Here is a 23,843-nt window from a genome sequence, read left to right as displayed (position 1 = left end):
GTCGACGTCGTCATTTAGGCGCCAACAGCGCCTTTCGATCGGCCTTCTCTTGCTTCATCGCCGCGATCTCACGCTCGCAGGCTTGCACGTCGAAGGAGTTGTCCCACTTGGCAATGGCGAGGGTGCCGATGCCATTGCCGATCAGGTTGGTCACGGCCCGTGCTTCATTGAGGAATCGGTCGATCCCGAGCAGCAGCACCAACCCGACCAAGGGGATGGAATGAATCGTGGTGAGTGTCGCGGCGAGGGTCACGAAACCGGCACCGGCGACACCCGCCGAACCTTTTGATGTGAGCAGGAACACACCCAGCAGGATCATCTGGTCTATGAACGTCAGCGGCGTATTGGTGGCCTGGGCGATGAAGATCGCCGCCATCGTCAGGTAGATGCAGGTGCCATCGGCATTGAAGGTGTACCCGGTGGGCAAGACCATGCCCACGACTGACTTTCTGCAGCCGAGTTTTTCAAGCTTGACCATCATTCGCGGAAGCACCGCTTCGGTCGAGCAGGTCCCCAGCGTGATGAGGATCTCGTCCTTGAAATAACGAAGGAACTGCATCAGCGGCATCCCCGACCATCGGGCGACCGCGCCCAGCACGACGACGATGAAAATCAGCGTCGTGACATACAGAGCGACCAGCAACTGGCCCAGCGACAGCAAAGTGCCGATGCCGTATTTGCCAATGGTGAACGCCATGCCGGCGCCCGCGCCGATTGGCGCCAGGCGCATGACCATCGCGACTATCCTGAACAGCCCCTGCAGGAACAGATCGATGGTGTTGATCAGCGGCTTGCTGGTTTCGCCCATTTGCACCAGGGCGACACCCATCAGCACCGACAGCAGAATCACCTGGAGCATGACGCCATTGGAGAACGCGCCGACGAACGTCTGCGGGATGATGTTGAGAAAAAACTCGACGGTACCGCCCTGCTCACTCGCCACCTGGCTGTACTTGCTGATGGAGCTGCCATCCAGGGAGTTGGCATTGATGTTCATCCCGACGCCAGGCTTCACGACGTTCACCACGACCAGGCCGACGACCAGCGCAATGGTCGAAAGGATCTCGAAGTAGATCAACGCCTTCACACCAATCCTTCCGACCTCCTTGATGCTGCCCATCTTGGCGATACCCACGACCACCGTGCCGAAGATGATCGGCGCCAACAGCATCTTGATGAGTTTGATAAAGCCATCGGCGAAGGGCTGGAGCTTGGCCCCGACATTCGGGATGAAGTAACCGATCGCTGCGCCGATCACGATGCCGATCAGCACTTGCACGTACAACTGGCTATACCAGCGAGACTTGGAGATTTCCACGAGAGCACCTCATTTTATTGTTGTGATGGGCATGTGGCAGGCGTCTGCGCGACGCCCGATCCCGCAGCCTCGTTGGAGGCCGCGGCGATGAGGACGATCAGCCCTCGCCCAGCTCGCGCATGACCGCGTACAGGGCGGACTTGGCTTCGAAACCGACGCCAGGAATATCCGGCAGGCCGACGTAGCTGTTTTCCACGCGGATGCCGTCGGCAAAACCACCGAACGGCTGGAACACATCGGGGTACGATTCGTTGCCGCCCAGGTGCAAACCGGCGGCGATGTTCAGGGACATCTGATGGCCGCCGTGGGGCACCACGCGGCGCGAAGACCAACCCATCTCTTCCATGACTTTCAGGGTGCGCATGTACTCCACGAGCCCGTAGGACAGGGCGCAATCGAACTGCAGGTAATCGCGATCCGGGCGCATGCCGCCGTGTCGCAGCAGGTTGCGCGCGTCCTGGTGGGAGAACAGGTTCTCACCGGTCGCCATCGGCAGTTCATAGTGATTGGCGAGCTCGGCCTGGAGCGCGTAGTCCAACGGATCGCCGACTTCCTCGTACCAGAAGAGGTTGTACTGCTTGATGGCTTCGGCATACGCGATACCGGTCTCCAGATCGAAGCGGCCGTTGGCATCAACCGCCAGTCGCCGCCCGTCCCCGACCACTTCAAGTACCGCTTCGATGCGCCGGATGTCTTCATCCAGTGGCACCGCGCCGATCTTCATCTTGACCACGTCATAGCCACGATCCAGATAACCCTGCATTTCTGCCTTGAGCTTGCTCTGGTCCTTGCCGGGATAGTAATAACCACCCGCCGCATAGACCCAGACCTTGTCATCCGCCACGCCGCCGCGATAACGGTCGGCCAGCAGGCGGTACAGCGGCTTGCCTTCGATCTTGGCGACAGCATCCCACACGGCCATGTCGATGGTGCCGACGGCCACTGAACGCTCACCGTGGCCACCCGGTTTCTCGTTGGTCATCAGGGTTTTCCAGATGGCGAACGGATCCAGGTTGGCGTATTCCTTGTCGATCAGCGTTTCCGGGTCGGCCTCGGTGACTCGCGCCAGGAATCGATCACGCATCAGCGCGCCCTGGCCGTAGCGACCGTTGGAGTTAAAACCGTAACCGATCACCGGTTTGCCATCGCGGATCACATCGGTGACAACCGCCACGACCGAGCAGGTCATTTTCGAAAAATCGATATAGGCATTGGCAATCGGAGAGGCGATGGAAACGGTTTTTTCGCGGATGTCGACGATACGCATGAGGGGTTCCTCTTGTTGTGGTTGACCCCACGTTATGCTTTGCGACGAAACCCGCCCAATGCTATTAATGCCGCGCCCTATGCACAGGAGGCATTGCCCTTGGAACTCGTCTGGCTAGAAGATTTTTCAGCACTTGCGGAGTACGGCAGCTTCGTTCGCGCCGCCGAAGCGCGCCACGTTACGCAGCCGGCTTTCAGTCGCAGGGTCCGTTCGCTGGAAAACTGGATGGGCGTGGATCTGTTTGTGCGCACGCCTCAAGGCGCGACGCTGACCGAGGCTGGAAGGCAGATTCTGCCTGGCGCCCAGGAGGCTGCGAGGCGCCTCTACAGGCTGCGCACCGAGGCCCAGGAAGTCGCCGGAGTGGCCGCCAAGACGCTGCAATTTGCAGCCACGCATTCGCTGTCGTTCACGTTTTTTCCGCGCTGGCTGAGAAGCGCCGAGCATGGCGCGCCGATAGATGCCGTGCGCCTGCACTCCGACAGCATGGCGGTGTGCGAACAGATGCTGATTCATGGCCAGGTGCAGTTCCTGCTCTGCCATCGGCACCCCGACGTACCGCCACTGTTGGCGCCTGATCAATTCAGCGGAAAAAAAGTCGGCGAGGACGTCCTCATACCCTTGGCGAGTGCCTCGGCCAATTTCGGTACCTCACCGGCGACGTTGCCCTACCTGGCCTACACCGAGGAATCGGGGCTCGGGCGTATCGTCGCTCACCGACTCCACGGCAAGGAGGAATACCTGCACCTCAAGCCGCTTTTCAGCAGCCATCTCGCCGCGGTGCTGATGTCCATGGCACTGGAAAGCAAGGGCGTCGCCTGGCTGCCCAAGAGCCTGACAGAACAGGAAATGGCCGACGGGCGCCTGGTCCGGGCCCTGGATGAAAGCTGGGATATTCCATTGGAAATCCATCTCACCCGCCCAACCGCGCCGATCAGCGCAGCGGCTGAGGAGTTCTGGAACAGGCTGAAGGGTCAGGGCGACTCAACTGCCCTGCTTTGCCACCTGTAAAACCCCACGAATCACCCCGGACTGCCATTCGAAATAAGGATTGTAGGTCAGCCGTGCGTGGATCTTCCCCGGCTCGCTGTACCCCCAGTCCGAATACCAGACCTCTTCCCCCGCTTCGCACCGGGCCACTTCGTCGGCATTGCGGCTGTTGCGGCAGAACCGCAAGGTGCCCGAACGACCGTAGAGCGGGTTGGCTGGCGAGAAGAGGATGCCCATGTGGGAAAACTGGCTGATGCGTTCATCGGCGATGCGGTCGCTGCGCGTCAGGATGCGCCGCTCCTGCGCAGCGCCCTTGTCACCGGTCGGCTCCGCCTGGCCATACCAGATCAACCGGCTCGCGGCATGGATGAAGCGCCGTTGGAACAGCTCCCGCACGTAGCGCACGTCGACGACTGAATCCTGCTCAGTCAGCACGATAACCACCGGCCGATCGAAGTCTTGCTGCTCGATGAGCCGGCGAACCGCTACGCTGCTGCGGTAGAACTGGGCAAAGCCGTTGGTGGGTACGTTGTGGTAGCGCACGGGCGACTGCTGCGGCCGGGAATTGTCGGGCGCAAGGATCCAGGTCTTGAAATGCGCCAGCCAGGGCGTGGCCCAGTCGTAGGACTCGCTCGAGCGAAAGGCCGGGGAAAACAGCACCAGGCCCTTGATGTCCGGGTCCCTGGCGGCATAGGCCAGCGCCAGATTGGCGCCGGTCGAGAAACCGCCCAGGTAGACGTTCGCGAACTCCTTGTGCAGCAACGCAACCTGCTGCTCGACCAACTGTTGCCACTGTTCCAGTTGCACATCGATCAGGTCGGCCGGCTTGGTGCCATGCCCGGGCAGCAATGCGACGCGCACCACGTAGCCTTGCGCGGCCAGATCCCGGGCGATATCGACGAAGGACCAGGGTGAGTCCCCCAAGCCATGGAGCAAGAGAATGGCCTTGGTGGAAGGAACATCGGGGCGCACTTCATAAGGTGCGTTCCAGGCCAGCTCATCGGCGTGATTCTCGGTCTGGAACAGGCGCTTTTCCTCGATCCAGGCCCGGGATGCCTGGGCATACGCCTGGAAATTTTCCGCTTCGGTCATGGCATCGGCCGCGCTGGGTTGCCGCGCGCAGCCAGCCGCCGTTACAAGGCATGCCAAGGTCGCGACGACTCCCAGCATGAGCCGGCGCCAAGGCGACGGCACATTCCTGATCTTTGCTGACACTATCAATTGATCACTCCAGCGCTTCGCTGCGAGAAACGTTACCGGTGCGTTTGTACAACCACTGCGCCCCATCGTCCACATAGGAAAACACCACGGGTATGACCAGCAGGCTCAACAGCGTTGACGTGACAAGCCCGCCAATCAGGACGATGGCCATCGGTGCGCGAAAGCTCGGGTCGGCCCCCAGACCCAGCGCGATAGGCATCATGCCTGCGCCCATCGCGATTGTCGTCATGACGATCGGCCGAGCGCGTTTGCCGCAGGCGTCGAGGATCGCTTCCTGGCGGCTCAGGCCGTCGCGTCGACGCGCGAGGATGATGTAGTCGACCAGCAGGATCGAATTTTTCGTCGCGATGCCCATCAGCATGATCAAGCCGATCATCGAGGGCATGGACAATGTCGAGCCTGTCACGAACAGCGCCACGAAGGCCCCAGGCACCGAGAGCACCAGGGCGGCGAGGATCGTCAGCGGTTGCAGGAAATCCTTGAGGAGCAGCACCAGGACCATGTAGATGCATAACACTCCGGTCAACATCGCCACGCCGAATCCGGAGGCCAGTTCGCCCATGGCCTCGGCATCGCCCACCGAGGTTCGCACCAGGCCTGGCGGCAGATTCTGCAAGCCTGGCAAGGCCAGAACAGCCTGCTCGATGTCGCCCAGCGGTTGGCCGTTCGTCTCGATCTCGATGTTGACATTGCGCATCCGGTCGAACCGTTCGATTTGCGCCGGGCCACTGGTGATCTCCAGCGTCGCCACGTTTTCCAGCGCTACCGGACCACGCGCGCCGGGCACCGGCAGACGTTTCAGCGTCTCGAAGTCCGCGCGGGCGGTGTCGCTCAGCCGCACCACGATAGGCACCTGGCGGTCGCTGAAATTGAGTTTGGCAAGCTCCTGGTCGTAATCTCCCAGGGTGGCCACGCGGAGCGTGTCGGCAATCGCGCTCGCGGTCACGCCCATGTCGGCGGCCCTGGCGAAATCCGGCCGAACCACCAGTTCGGGGCGCATCAGGCTGGCGGTCGAGATCACCGCCCCCACGCCTGGCACGCTACGCAGCTCTCGTTCCACCTGCTGCGCATGCCGAGTGAGCAAGCTAGCGTCCTCACCCGCGAGCACCAGCACGTAGCTTTCCGACTCTCCCATACCGACCTTGATACGCGCGCCAGGCAACACGGCGAGCGCTTCGCGCAGCTGGTTTTCGAGCTGCTGCCGGGTCAGTCCGGGACGCTCGTTGCGGTGCGTCAGGTTAAGCGTCAGCACCGCCGTGCGGACATTCGCGACATCACTGCCGGCCGGTTCGATCAGGTCCGCGCCGGCGCTGCCATCCCCCACCGCGGTGTAGACCTTTCTGACGTGCTGATTTTGCGTGACTATCTGCCGCGCTTGCTCAGCCAACGCCAGCGTGTCGCGCAGTTTGCTGCCTGGCGCAAGCGTGAGGGTGACCTGGGTCTGCCAGTCGTCATCCGGCGGAATGAAGGTGCCCGGCAACACGGCCGCGAGCATCAGTCCCCCGGCGAAAAAAGCCACCGCGCCGAGTGTGGTCACCGCGCGATGGCGCAAGCACCAGCGCGCCCAGGACAGGTAGCGGTTTATCCACCCGGGCGCATCGTGGGCCGGCCTTTTCGGCGCGCGCATCAGGTAGGCCGCCATCATGGGCGTCAGCAAGCGGGCGACGACGAGGGAGAAAAACACTGCGGTTGCGGCCGTCCAGCCAAACTGGACGAAGAACTTACCAACCGTACCGCTCATGAAAGCCGTGGGCAGGAACACCGCGACCAGCGTGAATGCCGTGGCGACTACCGCCAGGCCGATTTCATCGGAAGCATCCATGGCGGCTTGATAAGGTTTCTTGCCCATCTGCAAATGGCGCCCGATGTTCTCGACCTCGACGATGGCGTCGTCTACCAGCACGCCGATGACCAGCGACAGCGACAATAGCGTCACGGTGTTGAGGGTGAACCCCATCCAATGCATCACGGCGAATGTCGGTATCGCCGACAGCGGCAACGCGACGGCGGAAACGAAGGTCGCGCGCCAATCCGGCAGAAACAGGAACACCACCAGCACCGCGAGCGCCGCGCCTTCATAAAGCAGGTGCATGGAGCCCTGGTAATTCTCGATCACTGGGTCGACGAAGTTGAAAGCCTGGGTGACGGTGATTTCGGGGTGACGGGTCTTGAGCAACTCCAGGGCGGCGCGTACGCCTTCATCCACCTCGATTTCGCCGGCCCCTCTGGCCCGGGTGATTTCAAAGCCGACCACTGGCTTACCGTCGAGGAACGCCGCCGACCGGGGTTCGCCGACGGTATCGGAGACCGTGGCCAGTTGGTCGAGCCGGACACGCCGGCCGTCGCTCAAGGTCACGTCAAGCAAGGCGATTTCCGCGGCCGACTGCACCGTGGCGAGGGTGCGCACCGTCTGCTCGGCGCCGCCCAGGTCCACGCGTCCGCCCGATGCCTCTTGCTGAATCAGGCGCAGCTGGCGGGAGACGTCCAGGGCCGAGGTGTTCAGCGCCAGCAGACGCGCGGGATCGAGGTCAATGCGGATTTCCCGGGCCACCCCACCGACCCGAGTGACGGCCCCCACGCCAGGCACCGCCAGCAAGGCCTTGCTGACGTTGTTATCGACAAACCAGGACAGCGCTTCGTCGTCCATCCGCTTGGCCGAAACCGTGTAGGTCAGGATCGGCGAACCGGCGAGTTCGATCTTGCGGACCACCGGGTCGCGCAAGTCGGCGGGCAGGTCGGCCCGGACCCGGGAGACCGCATCACGCACGTCATCAAGCGCTTCCTGCGTGGGCTTGTCGAGGTGGAACTCGATCGAGATAGCGGCGTTGCCGTCGGTCAGGATGCTCTGGATATGCTTGACGCGCTGCACGGTTGCGAGCGAGTCCTCGAGCTTGCGGGCCACGTCATTTTCCAGTTGCGCGGGCGAAGCCCCGGGCAGCTCGGCCGACACGCTGACCATCGGCAGATCGACGTCAGGGAAATTCTGCACCTTCATCTTCCAGAAGCCCATCAAGCCAGCGAAGGTCAGCAGGATGAACAACAGGACCGAAGGCGTCGGATTGCGGATCGACCAGGACGACAAGTTGAGGCTCATTGCGCACTCCCAGGTGCTGGGTGGTTGTTCATTGGGTCGGTGCGCGCCTGGACAACCCGGACGAGGTCACCCTCGGCGAGAAAACCGCCGCCGGCTTCGACCACTGCGGCGCCAGCGTCGATACCCGCGGTTATCTCGATACGGTCGCCAACGCGGCGGCCGACCGTCACCTTGACCTGGCTCACCTTCAAGTGCGGTCCTACCTGCAACACGTAATCGAAGCCGTCACGCTGCAGCACCGCGCTCTGGGGCAGCGTCATCATCCGCTCGGCGGCCACTTCGAACTCGCCACGGGCAAACATTCCGGCACGCGCCGCCGTGCCTGCGGGCAAATCGACATAGACCAGGCCGTTGCGAGTCTGCAGGTCGACCGTCGGCGCAACCCTGCGCACCCGGCCCTCTATCGTCCCGCCATTGACCGGAGTTACCTGCGCGAGCTGGCCGGGGCTGAATCTGACAAGGTCGGGGGCCGCGACTTCGGCGCGCCATTCGAGCCGTCCGTTGCGAATCAAGCGAAACAGCTCCTGGCCAGCGGGCGGTACCGCGCCCACCGTGGCACTGCGCGCCGAAATCACCCCGTCATCGGGGGCCAGGACCTGGGTCTGGGCCAGACGCAGGTGCTGGACGCGCTCCAGCGCCCTGCCCGCCTCCAGCCGCGCCTGAGCCGTGCGTTCGGCCGTCAGCTGTTGGTGAACCTCCTGCTTCGACAGCGCCCCGCTCGACTGCAATTGACGGGCGCGCTGCGCATTGGCTCGCGCCTCGGCAAGCGTCGCTTGCGCTTCGGCGGTGGCGGCGCGACGCTGGGCGAGTTCAGCGGTCATCGTCTCGGCGCTGAACGTGGCAAGTACCTGGCCGCGCCGGACCACATCGCCCACGTTGACCATGACCTCGGCCAACCGCAGGCCATCGGCCTCGGTGCCGACACTGGCTTCCTGCCAGGCGACAATGTTGCCGTTCGCCTGGATACGGATCGGCAACATGGACGATTGCAGTCGGGTGACGGCCACCGTCAATGCCGGCCTGGCGGGCACCTCGACCTCGGCCTGGCGAGGGCCGGGCGAAACAGCAATCATCCCGACGGCGATGGCGCAGGCCATGGTCACGACAAACAGCACGACATGCCGTGTTTTTCTTTTCATAGGGTTCGTATTCCTGCGCAAGAAGCCGCGTTTGCTTGAGGCGGCAACTATCCGCCAGGAAACCTTGCGCAAGTCTTACCGGCAAAAAGGCGCTTACCCGGGCCGAACCGTAAGTGTTCAGTAAGAAGAAGTTTTCAACGATAGGGACGCTTTCATCCCATTGATCCGGAGACTTCCATGCCCCTGTCCATTTCGAAAACTGCAATTGCGATCCGGTTGACCACCGCCGGCACGGCCTTCGTGCTGGGCGTGTGCGCGTCGATGGCGGCCAGTGCCGACCAGCCTGAAGGCTCCGCCTGGGGGCTTGGCGTGGGTGCGGTCAGCAGCCAACAGCCGTACGAAGGCATCGACCGTGACAGCGAGGTCCTGCCGCTGATCTATTTCGAGAATGAATACCTTCGTGTCTTCGGCCCCACCGCCGAAATCAAGCTGCCGGGCCTGGAGATCAGCGACACCCAGCAGCTCGATTTCAGCCTCGTCGGCGAATACGATTTCAGTGGCTACGATGACGACGACGCGCGAATCCTGGAGGGCATGAGCGATCGCAAAGGCGGATTCTGGGCGGGCGCCAAGGTCCAATGGCGCAATGACCTGGCCGATGTCAGCGCCGAGTGGCTGGGCGATGTTTCGGGCAACAGCAAGGGCCAGCGTTTCACCCTGGGCCTGGAGCGATCCTGGCGGATCGGTGAACACATCATGCTGACGCCACGGCTGGCGGCCATCTGGCAGGACGAGAAATACGTCGATTACTACTTCGGCGTTCGGGAAAATGAGGCTCGCATCGATCGGGCGGCCTATGATGGAAAGTCCGGCATCAACACCGAATTTGGCGTACGTGGAAACTATATGCTCGATGACCATCACTCCGTGTTCCTGGACCTCAAGGCGACGAGCCTTGCCAATGAAATCAAGGACAGCCCGCTGGTCGACCAGTCCACCGAGAACAGCGTGCTGTTCGGCTACCTGTACCGTTTCTGATGAGCCGCATCCTGCTGGTCGAGGACCACGAACGCCTCGCGCAACTGGTGTGCAAAGGCCTGGCGAGCGCCGGCATCGCCGTCGATGTGATCAGCCGCATCGACGCGGCGTGGGCGGCAATCCAGCAAGTGCCTTACCAGGCGCTGGTGCTTGATCGCGGCCTGCCGGATGGCGATGGGCTGTTGTTGCTGGCGCGTTTGCGTAATGCCGGGCTGGGCCTGCCGTGCCTGGTCCTGACCGCGCGTGACGCGCTGCATGACCGGATCGAAGGCCTCGATGCAGGAGCGGATGATTACCTGCCCAAGCCGTTCGCCATGGACGAAATGGTCGCGCGCGTGCGAGCCCTGCTGCGTCGCCCCGCAGAGCGGCGTTCGTTGGCGCCTTCCCATGGCGACCTCAGTGTGCAGCCCGACACAGGCCTTATGTGCAGCGTCGAAGGTAGCATTCCGCTAGCGCCGGCGGAGATGCAGATCATGCTGTTGCTGCTGCGCAAACCTGGCGAAATCGTCCGGCGCAGCGCCATCGAGGCGGCGGCATGGGGCCTGAGTGAAGCCGTGACGCCGAACGCCCTGGACGTGGCCCTGCATCGGATTCGCCGCAAGCTGCTGGCGATCGGTTCCCATCAACGGATAGTCAACCTCAGAGGCCTGGGTTATGCCCTTCGGCAAGACGATCTGGCGCAATAGCATCAGCTTCAAGGTACTGGTCGCCTACGTCGCGGGCGTGGGCTTGAGCATCCTGCTGATTGCACTGGGCGCGTTCGCGCTCATCACGTCCAAGAGCGATATCCTGCTGACCACCGACGTCGCCGAGCGCACCCATGAGCTGGCCGGCAAGCTGCAGTTCGACGCGGCGGGCCGACCCACCGGGTTCGACAACAGCGAGGGCGATCGCGTCTGGACCTTCAACAGCCTGGGCGAGGAAATCGGATATCGGGTGCTGGATTCAGAGGCAAACGTCCTCCTGGCTTCCACTGACGAGGCATTCTGGGCTTCGGCTGCAACGGTTCGCCCCGCGGAACAGGGGCGCTTTAAGTTCGAGCGCAAAGGCATCACGATGTACGCCGCGACCGCTCCGGTGGAGCAGGTCGACCACACCTTGTACCTGCAATTCGCCGTCAGCGAACGCCTGATGGACCTGCTGCACAAGGGCTTTGCCTGGCCTTTCATGGGCGCCGGGATCGTCCTGTTCAGCCTGGTGCTGCTCTTCGTCTTTGGCACCTGCGCCTATTTCACGCTGGGCTACACGCTCAAGCCGCTGCGCGAGGTCTCGGAGTCGGCGGCGGCCATCTCCCCTCGCTCCCTGCACTCACGGCTGGATGTCAAAACCGTGCCGTCCGAGGTAGCGCCGCTGGTGACCAGCTTCAACAGCGCGCTTGAGCGCCTGGAACACGGCTACCGGGTCCAGCAGGAATTTCTCGCAACCGCCGCGCACGAACTGAAGACGCCGCTGGCGCTGATCCGCGCGCAGCTCGAACTGATGGCGCCAGACAAAGGCCGCGACTCGCTGCTCAACGATGCCGAGCACATGACGCGTCAGGTCCAGCAACTGCTGCTGCTGGCCGAGACCAGCGAGGCGCATAACTACAGCTTCGCCGCCGTGGATGTCATGGAGGTTGCGCGGCAAGCGGCAGGTTATCTGCAACGCATGGCCGACGCGGCCGATGTGCGCCTCGTCCTGACTGGCCCGACGGCTGTGGCGGCGCCCTGGCAGGCCGACCGCAGCGCCCTCTTCACGTTGCTGAAAAACCTTTTGGAAAATGCCATCCAGCATGCCCCTCGTGGTACGCAAGTATTGTTGGAGCTCAGCGGCGATGCGCTGACTGTGCGCGACTGGGGCCCTGGCGTGACGCAGGAGCAAATGGTGCAGATATTCACCCGTTTCTGGCGCGGGGCTCATCGCCGCGATCATGGCGCCGGGCTGGGCCTGACGATCTGCCAGGAAATTGCCCGGGCCCACGGGTGGAGCTTGATTGCACAAAGAGCGGAGCCCGGGTTGTCGTTTTTTTTGTCTCGCTGAACCGTGAAATCTGCGGCTGCCGAGGGTCCAGTGTGGGAGCGAGCCTGCTCGCGAAGGCGGTGTGTCTGCCGATGAAAAGATTGAATGGACTGGCCCCTTCGCGAGCAGGCTCGCTCCCACAAGGGGTCTGTATGTGCCGTGAAATCTGCGGCTGTCGAGGATCCAATGTGGGAGCGAGCTTGCTCGCGATAGCGGTATATCAGTCGATGAAAATGTTGAATTTACTGGCCTCTTCGCGAGCAAGCTCGCTCCCACAGGGTTCCATGTGAACCCTGAAACCTGCGGCTGCCTAAGATCCAATGTGGGAGCGAGCTTGCTCGCGATAGCGGTATATCAGTCGATGAAAATGTTGAATTTACTGGCCTCTTCGCGAGCAGGCTCGCTCCCACAGGGTTCCATGTGAGTCCTGAAATCTGCGGCTGTCGGGGGGCCAGTGTGGGGGCGAGCCTGCTCGCGAAGGCGGTATATCAGTCGATGAAATGTCGAATTTACTGGCCTCTTCGCGAGCAAGCTCGCTCCCACAGGGTTCCATGTGAGTCCTGAAATCTGCGGCTGTCGAGGATCCAGTGTGGGAGGGAGCTTGCTCGCGATAGCGGTATATCAGTCGATGAAAATGTTGAATTTACTAGCCTCTTCGCGAGCAGGCTCGCTCCCACAGGGTTCCATGTGAGTCCTGAAATCTGCGGCTGTCGAGGATCCAGTGTGGGAGCGAGCTTGCTCGCGAAGGCGGTATATCAGTCGATGAAATGTCTGCGGCTGTGGAATGCCGGGATAGCCGCCGATCAATAATCCCAGGAGCCCGCCACCCAACGAAACGCGTCCCCGTCCACCGCCACGCGTCCCACGGAGGGAAACTCAAGCGGTTTTTCACATCCTCGACAAGCAGGCCGCCGATGTGGTCCATGTGCATGTGGGTGATCACCACATCGGTGATGGACGACAGCTCGATCCCGGCAGCCTCCAATCGCCGGGGGAACTGCCCGGCACGCGGGAAACCGGGGAACTGCCCGCCCAGTCCGGCATCGACCAGCAACGTCTGCTCGCCGCTGCGCACCACCAGCACATTCAACGCCCAGTCGAACGCATCCGGGCCGAGGTACATATCCTTGAACCAGGCGGCACGGGCGGCCGGGTCGGCATTGGTCGACATGGTCGAGGTCGGCAGCGGCAGCACGCCATCGCTGACCACCAGCACATCGATGTCGCCGACCTTGAGCGCATAGCGCGAAGGCACCAGTTCCTCCGTCGCTGACCTGCTCAGGTTTGTCGGGTCTTTCTGCGCAGTCTGTTGCAGAACCATAGTCATGCTCGCTCTCCTGTTTTCGATGAGGCGATCGCGCTGTTCAATACGAAACAGCTGATCACCTGGAGAACGAGTGTGCATCGCGGCGCAGCGCGCTCGATACCATACGCGGGTATGGCCGGCATACATCTTGGCGTGGGCGTTTCAAACGAAAGGACGGTGGATTTGCAAGATTGGGCAATCATCGGACCGGATCGTGCAAGCTTTCCCCGCCGATGCTTTCTATAGTAATCGGTGCCAAACCATCTGGAGCTGGTCCGACTATGAGCGCCCTCAATATCAATGGCCGTGAACACACGGTTGACGTAGATCCCGGCACCCCGATTCTCTGGGCCCTGCGCGACACGCTGGGCATGACCGGCACCAAGTTCGGCTGCGGCGCAGCCCTGTGTGGCGCCTGTACCGTCCACCTGGATGGCCAGGCCATTCGCTCCTGCGTGACGCCCGTTGCCGCCGCGCTTGGCAAGAAGATCACCACCATCGAGGCGGCCACCGACGGCAGCGACCCGGTGGGCAGTGCCGTGCATGACGCCTGGGTCAAACATGACGTGGCGCAATGCGGTTACTGCCAGAGCGGCCAGATCATGAGCGCCACGGCGTTCCTCAAGGCGCAGCCCAAGGGCAAGCAACCCACGCCAGCCGAGATCGACTCGGCCATGGCCGGCAATATCTGCCGCTGCGGCACCTACGCCCGCATTCGCGCCGCGGTGGCCGATGCCGCCAAGACCCTCGCCTGACAGGAGCTCGTCATGCTGAACGAGATTTTTCCCAACGAGCTTCCGCGCGCCTTGCAGCACCTGCTTGAACGCGACGACAGCGACGGCCCCGCCACCCTGCCCCGGCGCAGCTTTCTCAAGATCGTCGGTATCGGCGGCCTGGCCTTGGGCGCGTTTCCTCACCTGGCCTTGGGGCAACAGGCCAACGGCGCTGGCGACGGCGCGCTCAAGCCGACTCAACAACCTTCGGCCTTCGTGCAGATCGCGCTGAATGGCGAAGTCACCGTAACGATCAACCGCCTGGAGTTCGGCCAGGGTGTCCAGACCGGCCTGCCGATGATCCTCGCCGAAGAGCTCGACGCCGACTGGAGCCTGGTGCGCACGCGTAACGGCAGCAACGACTCGGCCTACATGGACCCGGCGTTTGGCATTCACCTCACCGGCGGCTCCAATTCGATCAAGAACAGCTACACCCAATACCGCGAACTGGGCGCCCGCGCCCGCGCCATGCTGCTCAGCGCTGCCGCCGCGCGCTGGAACGTCGATGCGGCGAGCCTGACCACGCAAAACGGCACGGTGTTGGGGCCTGGCGGCCGCAAGGCCAGTTACGGCGAGCTCGCCGAAGCGGCCATGGCATTGCCCGTTCCGGAGAAGGTCACGCTCAAGGATCCGAAGGATTTTCGCATCATCGGCCAGGCCACCACCCGCCTCGATGCGAAGGCCAAGAGCAGCGGCCAGCAGGATTTTGGCATTGATGTGAATCTACCGGGGCAACTGACCGCCGTGGTCGCCCGGCCACCGGTGTTCGGTGCCCGGATCGCGTCCCTGGACGACAGCGCCGCACGGGCGACCAAAGGCGTGAAAGCGGTTTTGCGCGTGCCGCTGGACGGCGGCGCCGAAGGCGTTGCGGTGGTTGCCGACGGTTACTGGCCGGCGAAGCTGGGGCGCGATGCGCTTAAAGTCGAGTGGGACGTGGCCAAAGTCGAGAAAGTGGACACGGAAAAACAGCTGGCTCAGTACCGGGAACTGGCCGGCAAGCCCGGCCTGGTCCACTTTGATGCCGACATGAAACCACTCGCCACGGCGCCGCATCAGCTGGAGGCCGAGTTCATTTTCCCTTACCTGGCCCACGCGCCCATGGAACCGCTGAACTGCACCGTCCAGTTGTCCGAGGGTCGCGCCCAGTTGTGGGTCGGCACGCAATTCCCCGGCGGCGATGGTGCGGCGGCGGCCAAGGTGCTGAATCTCAAGCCCGAGCAAGTCCAAGTTAATGTACAGACGGCGGGCGGCGGCTTCGGCCGGCGTGGTGTGCCCAGCAACGATTTCGTCGTGCAGGCTTGTGAAGTGGCCAAGGCCGCCCGTGCTGCCGGCATCGATGCGCCGGTGCGCACGCTGTGGAGTCGAGAAGATGACATCAAGGGTGGCTACTACCGCCCGATGCACCTGCACCGTGCGCGCATCGGTTTTGACGACAGCGGCAAAGTCCTGGCCTGGGACCACGCTCTGGTCGGGCAATCCATCCTCACCGGCACGCTGTTCGGTGGGCAGATGAAAAATGGCATCGACCCCACCGCGACCGAAGGCATGCGCGATCCCTACCCGCTGCCGATGCGATTGTCCGTGCATCATCCCAAGCTCAACGTGCCGGTGTTGTGGTGGCGCAGCGTGGGTTCCACCCATACGGCCTTTGTGATGGAAACGCTGATCGACGAAATCGCCCGCGCGACGAAACAGGACCCGGTGGCGTATCGCATGAACCTGTTCGGCGATCAAAGCCCACGCCATCGCGCCGCGCTGCAACTGGCGGTGGACAAGAGCGAATACGGCAAGCGTCAACTGCCCGCCGGCCAGGCCTGGGGCGTGGCGGTCCACGAGTCGTTCAGTTCGGTGGTGGCTTATGTGGTGGAGGCCTCGGTGCAGGATGGGCGTGCGGTGCTGCACAACGTGACCGCCGGGGTCCATTGCAACCTGGTGGTCAATCCGCGCAGCGTCGAAGCCCAGGTTCAAGGCGCGGCCCTGATGGGCCTGTCGATGTGCCTGCCGGGCGGTGCCGTCACGCTGAAAGACGGTGTCGTGCAGCAGAGCAACTTCGCCGACTTCAGCGTGCCGCGCATCACCGACATGCCACAGATCGCCGTGCACATCGTTCCCAGCGCCGAACCGCCAACCGGCATGGGCGAACCCGGCCTGCCCGCCCTCGCCCCGGCGTTTGCCAATGCGATTGCCAGCCTGACGGGCAAACCGCTGCGGCAGTTGCCGTTCAACCTGGCGTAACCGCCAGCAAGTGACAGCCCGTGGCGAGGGAGCTTGCTCCCGCTGGGCTGCGTAGCGGCCCCAAGTTTTGCGGTCGCTGCGCAACCGAGCGGGAGCAAGCTCCCTCGCCACAGTTAGCGGTGATCGGCGATCAATTATCCTGGTCGCACCCCTGGGCCAGAGCGCTGTAGTCCAGCGCCCGGATCGTCCCGGTGGAGTCCAGATAGGTCATGCGCGATTCGACGACGCCGCAGCCCGAGCCCGACCCTTGCTTGACCGACAGCACCTTGGCGATGTCCAGGTGATCGCCGTACATGTAGGTGTGTGGCTTGACGCTGTCCTGGGCGTTGGCGGTCAGGGCGCCGAGGCTGAGGACGGCAAATAGTGAAGCGAGGCTGAGGTTCTTCAGGTACATGGCGATGTCTCCGGCGTTTGAGTGAGGTCCTGAGACGGCTTGTGCTGTCTCGATGGGGCTCATTTGACGCCGGCGAGGTATCCCGGATGTGTCAGCAACGGGCTTGAAGGAATCAGTTCGTATCGACAGCGGGGCTGGATACACAGCGATACATTGGTATCGAGGCTATTTTCGCTGAAGCTGCCGGTCGGTCCCATGAAACGCCTGCCCCAGCGCCGCCAGCCGCTCCGCCAAAGGCGGCAGGCATTGGCTGCTGCGGGTCAGCACGCCGATGTTGTCGGCGTTGCGCTCGGCCACGGCCTGGACCGTTTGCAAGCGCTCATTGATACCCATCGACGCCGCGCACTGTTGCTGGGTCGTGCTAGCGATCAGGTCGTTGAAATGGTTGATCACCGCGATGTCTTCGACGACAGCATGCAACAGTTGCGAGGCCTGCTGGCTGGCGGACACGCAACGCTCGACCCCTTCACGGCTGTCTTGCATGGCGATCGCAGCCTGACGGCTGCCCTGTTGCAGCTTGGCGATGATCTGCTGGATTTCCGTGGTGGAAGTCGAGGTCCGTTGGGACAGCGTCCGGACCTCGTCGGCCACCACGGCGAACCCACGCCCCTGCTCGCCGGCCCGGGCCGCCTCGATGGCCGCATTGAGGGCCAGCAGGTTGGTCTGTTCGGCGATGCTGTTGATCACGTCCAGCACCTGGCCGATCTGCTGCGCCTGCTCGGCCAGCAGTTGCACGGTTTCATTGGTCAGGTTGATCCGCCCCGCCAGTTCGAGAATTTCTTCCCGGGTCTGGTCAACCGTGGTGCGCCCCCGGTTGACTTGCTCGTTGGCCTGCCCAGCGCGTTGCAGCGTCTGGCCGACGTGGCCGGTAATACTCTCCATGGCCTGCATCAGCTGGCCGATCGCGCCGCTCATCTGCGCCACTTCGTCCAACTGGTGCCGGGCACCGTTTTCCAGGGTCTGGCCGACCTGGGACAGGTCCTGGCCGAGGTCCGACAGGTCACGGGTGTCGCGCACCACACCGTCCACCAGGTTGGTCACTTGCAGGAGGAAATGGTCGAAACGCTCGCCGGATGAGACTTTCACGCCCTGGCTGCGTTGTGTGTCGGCGTCACGACTCAACCGCGCGGCGGCGGCCAGCACCTTGTCGAGCACGTCCTGGTTGTCCGTCGCATCGGCCAGGCTCTGGTTCGCCAGGTAGATCAGAATCACGCTTTCGACGACAACATAAAAGGCATGCACAAAAATCATCGTCCACCCGCCGTGGGCATCCATCACGAACACCGGGTAGCCCTGATGCTGGAGCCAATGAAACCCGACGTGGTGAACGGCGATGGTACCGGCGGCCACGACGATCGGCAGCCAGTCGCGATAGAACGTCAACACCGCCAGCAGCACGAAGATGCCGAAGTGGAACTCGATCACGCCTCGGGTCTGGTTGATGTGCAGCGCGGCCATGACCATCAGCGCCATGGCGATGATGCAGCGCATCGCACGGGTGCCGCCGATGCCCCGGTAGAGCAGCGTCGCCAGCAGGCACGTTGGTGCGCCGATCAGCAGCGCCTGGGTGAAGGTCGAATGGAGAAATGCCAGGCCCAGCGAATACAGGAGCGTGAGCCAGAGCAGCCCGAGCATGATGCGATCGGCTTTGCGGTAGTGATCGTTAAAGCGCAGGGGCGATTTCATCGGGCTGTCCTTGTCATGAACGGGGCGTCCGTCGGCGGCGTATCGACGTCTCGGGACGAAACTGTAGCGCATTGCAGCAAACTAATGGCAATTAGCTACCAATCTTTTTGTACAGCCTCTTTGCTTTATGATGGCCCGATTCTGTATCCCTGACTGATGGAACCACCATGACTTTCGATTTCGACCAGGTGTTCGAACGCCAAGGCACCGGCAGCACCAAATGGAGCCGTTACCCGGCCGAGGTATTGCCGATGTGGGTGGCCGACATGGATTTTGCCGCCCCGCCAATGGTGATCGATGCGCTGCACAAGCGCCTTGAGCATCCGATGCTGGGCTACAGCGTGGCCCAGGACAGCCTGCGCGCCGCCATCGTCGCCGATCTCTGGAGCAAGTATGGCTGGCGCGTCGAGCCCCAGCAGATCCTGTTCCTGCCGGGGGTCGAGCCAGGTTTCAACATGGCTTTGCATGCGTTGGTCGAGCCGCAGCAGAACGTTGTGGTGCAGGTGCCCAACTACCCGCCGCTGCGTCATGCGCCGGGCCATTGGAACCTGAACAAGGTGGAGCTGCCCTTCACCCCGCTCGACGGAGAGTTCCACACGCCCCTGGGCGCATTGCGCGACGCCTTGCAGGGCGGCGGCGCGCTGCTGCTGAGCAATCCACACAACCCGCTGGGCAAGGTGTTCGGGCGCGATGAACTCAAGGCCGTGGCGGACATTTGTGTCCAGCAGGACGCCTGGATCATTTCCGACGAGATCCATGCCGAACTGTGCTTCGATGGCCGCGTGCACATCCCCACCGCCAGCCTCGGTGCGGAGATTGCCGAGCGCACCATCACGCTGATGTCGGCCAGCAAGGCCTACAACATCGCGGGGCTGAAAACCTCCTTTGCGATCATCCAGAACGCCAGGCTGCGCGAGCGGGTCAACAGCGCCAGGGCGGGCATGGTCGACAGCGTCAATGCCCTGGGCCTGGAGGCGACTCGTGCCGCCTACAGCGAAGCGGGTCCGTGGCTTGAGGCATTGAAGGCCTACCTGCAAGCCAACCGGGATTACCTGGTCGACGCGGTGAAGAACCGCTTGCCGGGCGTGACCATGACCGTGCCCCAGGGGACCTACCTGGCGTGGCTGGATTGCTCCGGGCTGGGGCTGGACGATCCGCAAGCCTTTTTCCTGAAGGAAGCCAAGGTCGGCTTGAGCGCCGGGATGGATTTTGGCGATGATGCCGGGCAATTCGTGAGGCTGAACTTCGGTTGCCCGAGGGCCCTGCTGGAGGAGGGTCTTGCGCGGATGGAGCGGAGCCTGAAGACCCGGAACTGACCAGGTCCCCTTGTGGCGAGGGAGCTTGCTCCCGCTCGGTTGCGTAGCGACCGCAAGATTTTGGGGCTGCTACGCAGCCCAGCGGGAGCAAGCTCCCTCGCCACAACAGCGGATCACCTCAAGAGCGGGTCACATCAAGAGCAGGTCACCTCAAGACCGAGGTCACATATCCGGCGTATGCACAAAGCACAACTTGTTGCCCTCCGGGTCCCGGCAATAAGCCCCGAAGTAATCCTTAGAATACTGGGGCCTCGGCCCCGGCGCGCCTTCGTCGAAACCGCCCATCGCCAGGGCCATGTCCCAGGCGGCGCGCACGGTCTGCGGCGAATCGGCGGCGAAGCTCACTTGCATGCCATTGCCCCAGGTTGCGGGCAGGCCATTGATCGGCACCTGGACGAACACCTGCGGCCAATGCCTGCCGGGTTGATGCCAGCCTTCCCCGGGCGGGCCCGAGTCGTCTTCGCTGTCCATGCGCACCAACCCCAGGCACCCCAGGACGGCATCGTAGAACGCGACCATTTTCGGTAGATCCCGCGCACCAATCTGAATGTGACTGAACATGCCCTTCTCCTTATGAAGCGTTGTTGTCATTGGAGAGCATGACCGTGTCCCCGTTCAGCCGAACATGAACACGGTCGACAAAACGCTCGCTCATCGACCGATGGGAAAGTCCGACCGAACTCTGCCTGAAACGCCACAGTCCACCCTCCATCGCAACCACCTGCCATGGAGAATGAAAATGGCCGATTACCCAACCCCACCCTTCCCCAAACAAAGCCAGCCCGTCCCAGGCAGCCAGCAGAAGATGGACCCGTATCCAGACTGCGGTGAACAAAGCTACAAGGGTTCCGGTCGCCTGGCGAACAAGATTGCCCTGATCACCGGCGCCGACAGCGGCATCGGGCGAGCGGTAGCCATCGCCTTCGCCCGCGAAGGCGCCGACGTGGCCATTTCCTACCTGAACGAGCACGAGGATGCCAAGGAGACCGCTCGCTGGGTCGAACAGGCCGGCCGGCAATGCCTGTTGCTGCCCGGTGACCTGGCGGACAAGGCCCAATGCCGCAAGGTCGTCGATGAAACCGTGGCGCGCTTCGGCCGCATCGACGTCCTCGTCAACAACGCCGCGTTCCAGATGACTCACGAAACCCTGGAAGAGATTCCGGACGAAGAATGGGTGCGCACGTTCGATATCAACATCACCGCAATGTTCAGGATCTGCCAGGCCGCGGTGCCGCACATGCAGGCCGGGGGATCGATCATCAACACCACCTCGGTCAACTCGGACATGCCCAAGCCGACGTTGCTGGCCTATGCCACGACCAAAGGCGCCATCGCCAACTTCACCGGTGGCCTGGCGCAGATGCTCGGACCCAAGGGCATCCGGGTGAACAGCGTCGCGCCAGGGCCGATCTGGACACCGCTGATCGTTGCCACCATGCCCGAGGAAGAAGTGCAGAACTTCGGTTCGCAGACACCACTGGGGCGCCCCGGCCAGCCCGTGGAAGTGGCGCCGATCTTCGTGCTGCTGGCCTCGGATGAGTCCAGCTACATCTCCGGCTCGCGGTATGCGGTGACCGGGGGCAAGCCGATCCTTTAAAGCTCGTCGCAATCCCGCGGACCTGTGGTCCCCGGGCTCCGGGCTCCGGGCTCCGGGCTCCGGGCTTTTGACTCTGTGGCGAGGGAGCTTGCTCCCGCTCGGTTGCGTAGCGACCGCAAGATTTCAGGGCCGCTTCGCAGCCCAGCGGGAGCAAGCTCCCTCGCCACAAAAGCCCCGCCACTACCAAGGATCACTCCTTGGCAATCACCGAAATCTTCCCGTTGCGTTCGATGATCGCGAACTTGATCCGATCCAGGGTCTCGATGCCCTGGCTCGAGCGCGCCGCTTCCATGATGTCTGCCTCTATCAGCCGAGCGTGACGCATGCGTCCCTGCAAGATACGCCCATCCTCGACGATGACGGTCGGGCCACCATCGATCAGCCGCGAAACCCAGTCGGAGCGCAGCTTGAGCAGCGAAAACCCGACATCGATGGCAATCAGCGTGACGATGACCATGAACGAATTGGTCATCGAGAAATCGTCCCCCAGCAATGCCTGCTGGGTAGCCTCGCCGATGATCATCAACAGGACGAAATCGAAGGTGGTGATCTCCGCCAGCGAACGTCGCCCGGCGATCTTGAACAACACCAACAATACCGCGTACATAGCGGCGGCTCGCAATACCGAATCCATACGTCACCTATGGAAAGATGAATTGATTGAACCTGACCTCGGCGCCATTGGGCGTTGCGATGCGGCTTTTATAGTTACCGAGGCCTTCACCGAGCAGTGACAGGTGCAGGTTGGCCCGCCCCTGCCCGTCGGCCCGGACCCAGACCTTCATACCCTGCCCCGCGGCGGCCGAACGCACTGGCTGCGGTTGCACGCTCTGCACATCGAACCCCTCCAGCCAATCGCCGCCGAGCTCCACCTCCAGCACGGCGTTGGACGCGCCTTGCAGACGGATGACCAGCGGATTGACCGAGCCGTTGCGATGGAACATCTCGTATTCGACGCCAATGCTGCCGTCCGCGCTTTGCGCTTCGCGGCTGCTCAGCGGACCACGGGAAAACAGCCCGAGCAGGGTCAGGATCACCAACAGCACCAATACGTACCAGCCGACCCGCTCGAAGCGCCAGACCTTGTGCTGGAATGCCATGTCCTCTTCCACCGGGAACTGGCGGCTGCGGTGGTCGTCTTGTTCACGCTGATCGATCATGGGGCCGCTCCTATCGAAGTTCACCGGCCAAAGCACGCTGGTGATAGCCGGGCAATTGCCGCAAGGCGTACTCGCTGGAGAGCAACTGCACCTGGCGCCGGTCGCCAAAGAATCGCTCCTGGCGGCTGAACAGCGCACGCTGGCCGTTTACCTCGAACGCCCAGGCAAAACAGACCGTGCCAGCAGGTATGCCGTCCTTGTCGTCCGGCCCGAGCAGGCCGGTGGTAGCGACCGCGACGTTGGCGTTGGCGTCGCGCAGCGCGCCCAGGGCCATTTCCTCGGCGACTTCGCGGCTGGTGAGATTGAAGGTATCGATGGTGCGCGGCTTGACGCCGAGCAAGCGCTGCTTGGCTTCGGGGGAATACACCACATAGCCGCTTTCGATCAGCGAGCCACTGCCCGGCACTTCCGCCAACAGGGTGACGATCAGCCCGGCGGTGCAGGACTCGGCGGTGGTCAGGCGCAGTTCATGGTCTTGCAGATAATCAACCAGGGATTGGGCAACAGTCATGGCATTCAGTCCTTCATGGATGCTGATGGGTTGACCCCCCCGGTTTCGAATCATTCCCTTTATCGCGCCGTCGCCCGGACACGCCAAATAAATGAAACCCCTGGCCGATCCTGTACCTCATAACGGTATGAGCCTCATGCAGAGGCTGTCCTGATCAGGAGGTCGTCATGTCTGTGCTTTTCGTCAAGCTGTTCACCCATCCGGAATTTGCCTGGGGGGACATTCGCGAGCAGGAGCAGGCTCACCCTCACCATTACCTGGCCCATCTGCTGTTGCTCGCGCTGATTCCGGCGGTGTGCCTGTTCGTCGGCACCACCTGGACCGGCTGGAGCCTGGCCGAAAACGAGACCGTGAGGTTGAGTCAGGCCAGCGCCTTGCAACTGTGCGCCCTGCTCTACCTGACAATCGTGATCGGCGTCTCGCTGATGGGGCTGTTCATCCGCTGGATGTCGCGCACCTTCGAGGCTCGGCCCACGATCAACCAGTGCATCGGTTTTGCCGCCTACACCGCAACCCCGTACTTCCTGGCCGGCATCTTCGGGCTGTACCCCAGCCGCTGGCTGGCGGTGGTGGTCCTGTTGCTCGCCTCGGTCTACTCGACATTCCTGCTGTTCGTCGGTCTACCCAAGTTCATGGGCCTGAAGAAAGAACAAGGGCTATTGTATTCAGCGAGCGTCTGGGGCGTCGGTTTACTGGTGCTGGTCACGATCCTGGTGGAAATGATCCTGCTGTGGTTCAACTACCTGCAACCGGAATACCTTCGCGTGCCGGTGGGCTGAGCCCGCGTCGAGGCGCACAATGACGGAAGCCGCGGTCAGGCGAACATCCACTTCGCAATCTTCGCCTAACCCGACTATCCTGCG

Annotated in this window: 20 protein-coding genes and 1 pseudogene; 9 read left to right on the top strand and 12 right to left on the bottom strand. The window is 62.7% G+C overall.

The features are described from left to right. Nucleotides 1-10 precede the first annotated feature (10 nt). Both dctA and J3P91_RS13855 read right to left on the bottom strand, forming a co-directional pair. Complete coding sequence (gene dctA, locus J3P91_RS13860; protein ID WP_434604926.1) at nucleotides 11-1,318, bottom strand: C4-dicarboxylate transporter DctA; 1,308 nt, start codon at nucleotides 1,316-1,318, stop codon at nucleotides 11-13. Between the two features lie 97 nt (nucleotides 1,319-1,415). Beyond that, nucleotides 1,416-2,585, bottom strand: a complete 1,170-nt coding sequence (locus tag J3P91_RS13855) for a mandelate racemase/muconate lactonizing enzyme family protein (protein WP_434604925.1) — start codon at nucleotides 2,583-2,585, stop codon at nucleotides 1,416-1,418. Nucleotides 2,586-2,684: 99 nt separating this feature from the next. On the opposite strand from J3P91_RS13855, the gene J3P91_RS13850 reads away from it, so the two are divergent. Then, a complete protein-coding gene (locus tag J3P91_RS13850; protein WP_434604923.1) occupies nucleotides 2,685-3,593 on the top strand; it encodes a LysR family transcriptional regulator in 909 nt (302 codons plus the stop codon). On the opposite strand, the gene J3P91_RS13845 is transcribed toward J3P91_RS13850, so the two are convergent. The 3 genes from J3P91_RS13845 to J3P91_RS13835 all read right to left on the bottom strand — a co-directional run bounded on the left by J3P91_RS13845 (nucleotide 3,567) and on the right by J3P91_RS13835 (nucleotide 9,026). Continuing rightward, complete coding sequence (locus tag J3P91_RS13845; protein WP_434604921.1) at nucleotides 3,567-4,664, bottom strand: alpha/beta hydrolase; 1,098 nt, start codon at nucleotides 4,662-4,664, stop codon at nucleotides 3,567-3,569. The genes J3P91_RS13850 and J3P91_RS13845 overlap by 27 nt on opposite strands. A gap of 133 nt (nucleotides 4,665-4,797) precedes the next feature. Further along, the gene (locus J3P91_RS13840; protein ID WP_434604919.1) at nucleotides 4,798-7,887 is read right to left on the bottom strand and encodes an efflux RND transporter permease subunit; all 3,090 of its coding nucleotides are present in this window, start codon (nucleotides 7,885-7,887) and stop codon (nucleotides 4,798-4,800) included. Continuing rightward, a complete protein-coding gene (locus J3P91_RS13835; RefSeq protein WP_434604917.1) occupies nucleotides 7,884-9,026 on the bottom strand; it encodes an efflux RND transporter periplasmic adaptor subunit in 1,143 nt (380 codons plus the stop codon). The genes J3P91_RS13840 and J3P91_RS13835 overlap by 4 nt, the downstream gene beginning before the upstream one ends. Nucleotides 9,027-9,203: 177 nt before the next feature. On the opposite strand from J3P91_RS13835, the gene J3P91_RS13830 reads away from it, so the two are divergent. From J3P91_RS13830 to J3P91_RS13820, 3 genes are read left to right on the top strand one after another with little or no spacing between them, the layout of a single operon-like run. After that, on the top strand, nucleotides 9,204-10,004 hold the full coding sequence (locus tag J3P91_RS13830) for a MipA/OmpV family protein (RefSeq protein WP_434604915.1): 801 nt from the start codon (nucleotides 9,204-9,206) through the stop codon (nucleotides 10,002-10,004). Then, nucleotides 10,004-10,690 carry a response regulator transcription factor gene (locus J3P91_RS13825; protein ID WP_434568519.1) on the top strand — a complete coding sequence of 229 codons (687 nt, stop codon included), beginning with the start codon at nucleotides 10,004-10,006 and terminating at the stop codon, nucleotides 10,688-10,690. Before J3P91_RS13830 ends, J3P91_RS13825 begins: the two co-directional genes overlap by 1 nt. Further along, nucleotides 10,659-12,023 (top strand): sensor histidine kinase, encoded by a 1,365-nt coding sequence (locus J3P91_RS13820; RefSeq protein ID WP_434604913.1) that lies wholly within the window; start codon nucleotides 10,659-10,661, stop codon nucleotides 12,021-12,023. The genes J3P91_RS13825 and J3P91_RS13820 overlap by 32 nt, the downstream gene beginning before the upstream one ends. 856 nt (nucleotides 12,024-12,879) lie before the next feature. Here J3P91_RS13820 and J3P91_RS13815 read toward each other — a convergent pair. Beyond that, nucleotides 12,880-13,329: pseudogene (locus J3P91_RS13815) on the bottom strand (MBL fold metallo-hydrolase); the annotation flags it as partial. 260 nt (nucleotides 13,330-13,589) lie between these two features. Here J3P91_RS13815 and J3P91_RS13810 point away from each other — a divergent pair. Together J3P91_RS13810 and J3P91_RS13805 are read left to right on the top strand one after the other, a co-directional pair. After that, a complete protein-coding gene (locus tag J3P91_RS13810) occupies nucleotides 13,590-14,063 on the top strand; it encodes a (2Fe-2S)-binding protein (RefSeq protein ID WP_305494711.1) in 474 nt (157 codons plus the stop codon). 12 nt (nucleotides 14,064-14,075) lie between these two features. Continuing rightward, a complete protein-coding gene (locus J3P91_RS13805) occupies nucleotides 14,076-16,316 on the top strand; it encodes a molybdopterin cofactor-binding domain-containing protein (protein WP_434604911.1) in 2,241 nt (746 codons plus the stop codon). Nucleotides 16,317-16,446: 130 nt separating this feature from the next. Here the strand turns inward: J3P91_RS13805 and J3P91_RS13800 are convergent, their stop codons facing one another. Beyond that, the gene (locus J3P91_RS13800) at nucleotides 16,447-16,710 is read right to left on the bottom strand and encodes a DUF2790 domain-containing protein (protein WP_434604910.1); all 264 of its coding nucleotides are present in this window, start codon (nucleotides 16,708-16,710) and stop codon (nucleotides 16,447-16,449) included. 165 nt (nucleotides 16,711-16,875) lie between these two features. Then, on the bottom strand, nucleotides 16,876-18,396 hold the full coding sequence (locus J3P91_RS13795; RefSeq protein ID WP_434604908.1) for a methyl-accepting chemotaxis protein: 1,521 nt from the start codon (nucleotides 18,394-18,396) through the stop codon (nucleotides 16,876-16,878). 167 nt (nucleotides 18,397-18,563) lie between these two features. Here J3P91_RS13795 and J3P91_RS13790 point away from each other — a divergent pair, with 167 nt between their 5' ends. Further along, the gene (locus J3P91_RS13790) at nucleotides 18,564-19,712 is read left to right on the top strand and encodes a MalY/PatB family protein (RefSeq protein ID WP_434604906.1); all 1,149 of its coding nucleotides are present in this window, start codon (nucleotides 18,564-18,566) and stop codon (nucleotides 19,710-19,712) included. A 162-nt stretch (nucleotides 19,713-19,874) separates the two neighbouring features. Here J3P91_RS13790 and J3P91_RS13785 read toward each other — a convergent pair whose 3' ends face one another. Beyond that, complete coding sequence (locus J3P91_RS13785) at nucleotides 19,875-20,273, bottom strand: VOC family protein (protein ID WP_434604904.1); 399 nt, start codon at nucleotides 20,271-20,273, stop codon at nucleotides 19,875-19,877. 178 nt (nucleotides 20,274-20,451) lie between these two features. Here J3P91_RS13785 and J3P91_RS13780 point away from each other — a divergent pair, with 178 nt between their 5' ends. Continuing rightward, nucleotides 20,452-21,309 (top strand): SDR family oxidoreductase, encoded by an 858-nt coding sequence (locus J3P91_RS13780; RefSeq protein ID WP_434604902.1) that lies wholly within the window; start codon nucleotides 20,452-20,454, stop codon nucleotides 21,307-21,309. A gap of 190 nt (nucleotides 21,310-21,499) precedes the next feature. Here the strand turns inward: J3P91_RS13780 and J3P91_RS13775 are convergent, their stop codons facing one another. Genes J3P91_RS13775 through J3P91_RS13765 form a run of 3 tightly spaced genes read right to left on the bottom strand, consistent with a single transcriptional unit; the run spans nucleotide 21,500 to nucleotide 22,980 of the window. Further along, complete coding sequence (locus J3P91_RS13775) at nucleotides 21,500-21,943, bottom strand: DUF421 domain-containing protein (protein WP_434604900.1); 444 nt, start codon at nucleotides 21,941-21,943, stop codon at nucleotides 21,500-21,502. A 7-nt stretch (nucleotides 21,944-21,950) separates the two neighbouring features. Beyond that, nucleotides 21,951-22,469: a hypothetical protein gene (locus J3P91_RS13770; RefSeq protein ID WP_434604898.1), complete on the bottom strand. Its 519-nt coding sequence runs from the start codon at nucleotides 22,467-22,469 to the stop codon at nucleotides 21,951-21,953. A gap of 10 nt (nucleotides 22,470-22,479) precedes the next feature. Next, on the bottom strand, nucleotides 22,480-22,980 hold the full coding sequence (locus tag J3P91_RS13765) for a CinA family protein (RefSeq protein WP_434604896.1): 501 nt from the start codon (nucleotides 22,978-22,980) through the stop codon (nucleotides 22,480-22,482). Between the two features lie 167 nt (nucleotides 22,981-23,147). Between J3P91_RS13765 and J3P91_RS13760 the strand changes: the two genes are divergently transcribed. Next, nucleotides 23,148-23,759, top strand: coding sequence for a Yip1 family protein (locus tag J3P91_RS13760; RefSeq protein ID WP_434604895.1), 612 nt, complete (start codon nucleotides 23,148-23,150; stop codon nucleotides 23,757-23,759). Nucleotides 23,760-23,843: the final 84 nt, after the last annotated feature.

The organism is Pseudomonas sp. Z4-7 (assembly GCF_051131965.1).
Taxonomy (GTDB): Bacteria; Pseudomonadota; Gammaproteobacteria; order Pseudomonadales; family Pseudomonadaceae; genus Aquipseudomonas.
The sequence above is the reverse complement of the archived record's forward strand: the minus strand, read 5'-3'. Positions and strand labels throughout refer to the sequence as shown.

Excerpts from the sequence above, each read along its gene's own strand:
- J3P91_RS13855 (WP_434604925.1), bottom strand. The coding sequence starts at position 2,585 with ATGCGTATCGTCGACATCCGCGAAAAAACCGTTTCCATCGCCTCTCCG.
- J3P91_RS13845 (WP_434604921.1), bottom strand. The coding sequence starts at position 4,664 with ATGACCGAAGCGGAAAATTTCCAGGCGTATGCCCAGGCATCCCGGGCC.
- J3P91_RS13840 (WP_434604919.1), bottom strand. The coding sequence starts at position 7,887 with ATGAGCCTCAACTTGTCGTCCTGGTCGATCCGCAATCCGACGCCTTCG.
- J3P91_RS13835 (WP_434604917.1), bottom strand. The coding sequence starts at position 9,026 with ATGAAAAGAAAAACACGGCATGTCGTGCTGTTTGTCGTGACCATGGCC.
- J3P91_RS13830 (WP_434604915.1), top strand. The coding sequence starts at position 9,204 with ATGCCCCTGTCCATTTCGAAAACTGCAATTGCGATCCGGTTGACCACC.
- J3P91_RS13825 (WP_434568519.1), top strand. The coding sequence starts at position 10,004 with ATGAGCCGCATCCTGCTGGTCGAGGACCACGAACGCCTCGCGCAACTG.
- J3P91_RS13820 (WP_434604913.1), top strand. The coding sequence starts at position 10,659 with ATGCCCTTCGGCAAGACGATCTGGCGCAATAGCATCAGCTTCAAGGTA.
- J3P91_RS13810 (WP_305494711.1), top strand. The coding sequence starts at position 13,590 with ATGAGCGCCCTCAATATCAATGGCCGTGAACACACGGTTGACGTAGAT.
- J3P91_RS13805 (WP_434604911.1), top strand. The coding sequence starts at position 14,076 with ATGCTGAACGAGATTTTTCCCAACGAGCTTCCGCGCGCCTTGCAGCAC.
- J3P91_RS13800 (WP_434604910.1), bottom strand. The coding sequence starts at position 16,710 with ATGTACCTGAAGAACCTCAGCCTCGCTTCACTATTTGCCGTCCTCAGC.
- J3P91_RS13795 (WP_434604908.1), bottom strand. The coding sequence starts at position 18,396 with ATGAAATCGCCCCTGCGCTTTAACGATCACTACCGCAAAGCCGATCGC.
- J3P91_RS13790 (WP_434604906.1), top strand. The coding sequence starts at position 18,564 with ATGACTTTCGATTTCGACCAGGTGTTCGAACGCCAAGGCACCGGCAGC.
- J3P91_RS13785 (WP_434604904.1), bottom strand. The coding sequence starts at position 20,273 with ATGTTCAGTCACATTCAGATTGGTGCGCGGGATCTACCGAAAATGGTC.
- J3P91_RS13780 (WP_434604902.1), top strand. The coding sequence starts at position 20,452 with ATGGCCGATTACCCAACCCCACCCTTCCCCAAACAAAGCCAGCCCGTC.
- J3P91_RS13775 (WP_434604900.1), bottom strand. The coding sequence starts at position 21,943 with ATGGATTCGGTATTGCGAGCCGCCGCTATGTACGCGGTATTGTTGGTG.
- J3P91_RS13770 (WP_434604898.1), bottom strand. The coding sequence starts at position 22,469 with ATGATCGATCAGCGTGAACAAGACGACCACCGCAGCCGCCAGTTCCCG.
- J3P91_RS13765 (WP_434604896.1), bottom strand. The coding sequence starts at position 22,980 with ATGACTGTTGCCCAATCCCTGGTTGATTATCTGCAAGACCATGAACTG.
- J3P91_RS13760 (WP_434604895.1), top strand. The coding sequence starts at position 23,148 with ATGTCTGTGCTTTTCGTCAAGCTGTTCACCCATCCGGAATTTGCCTGG.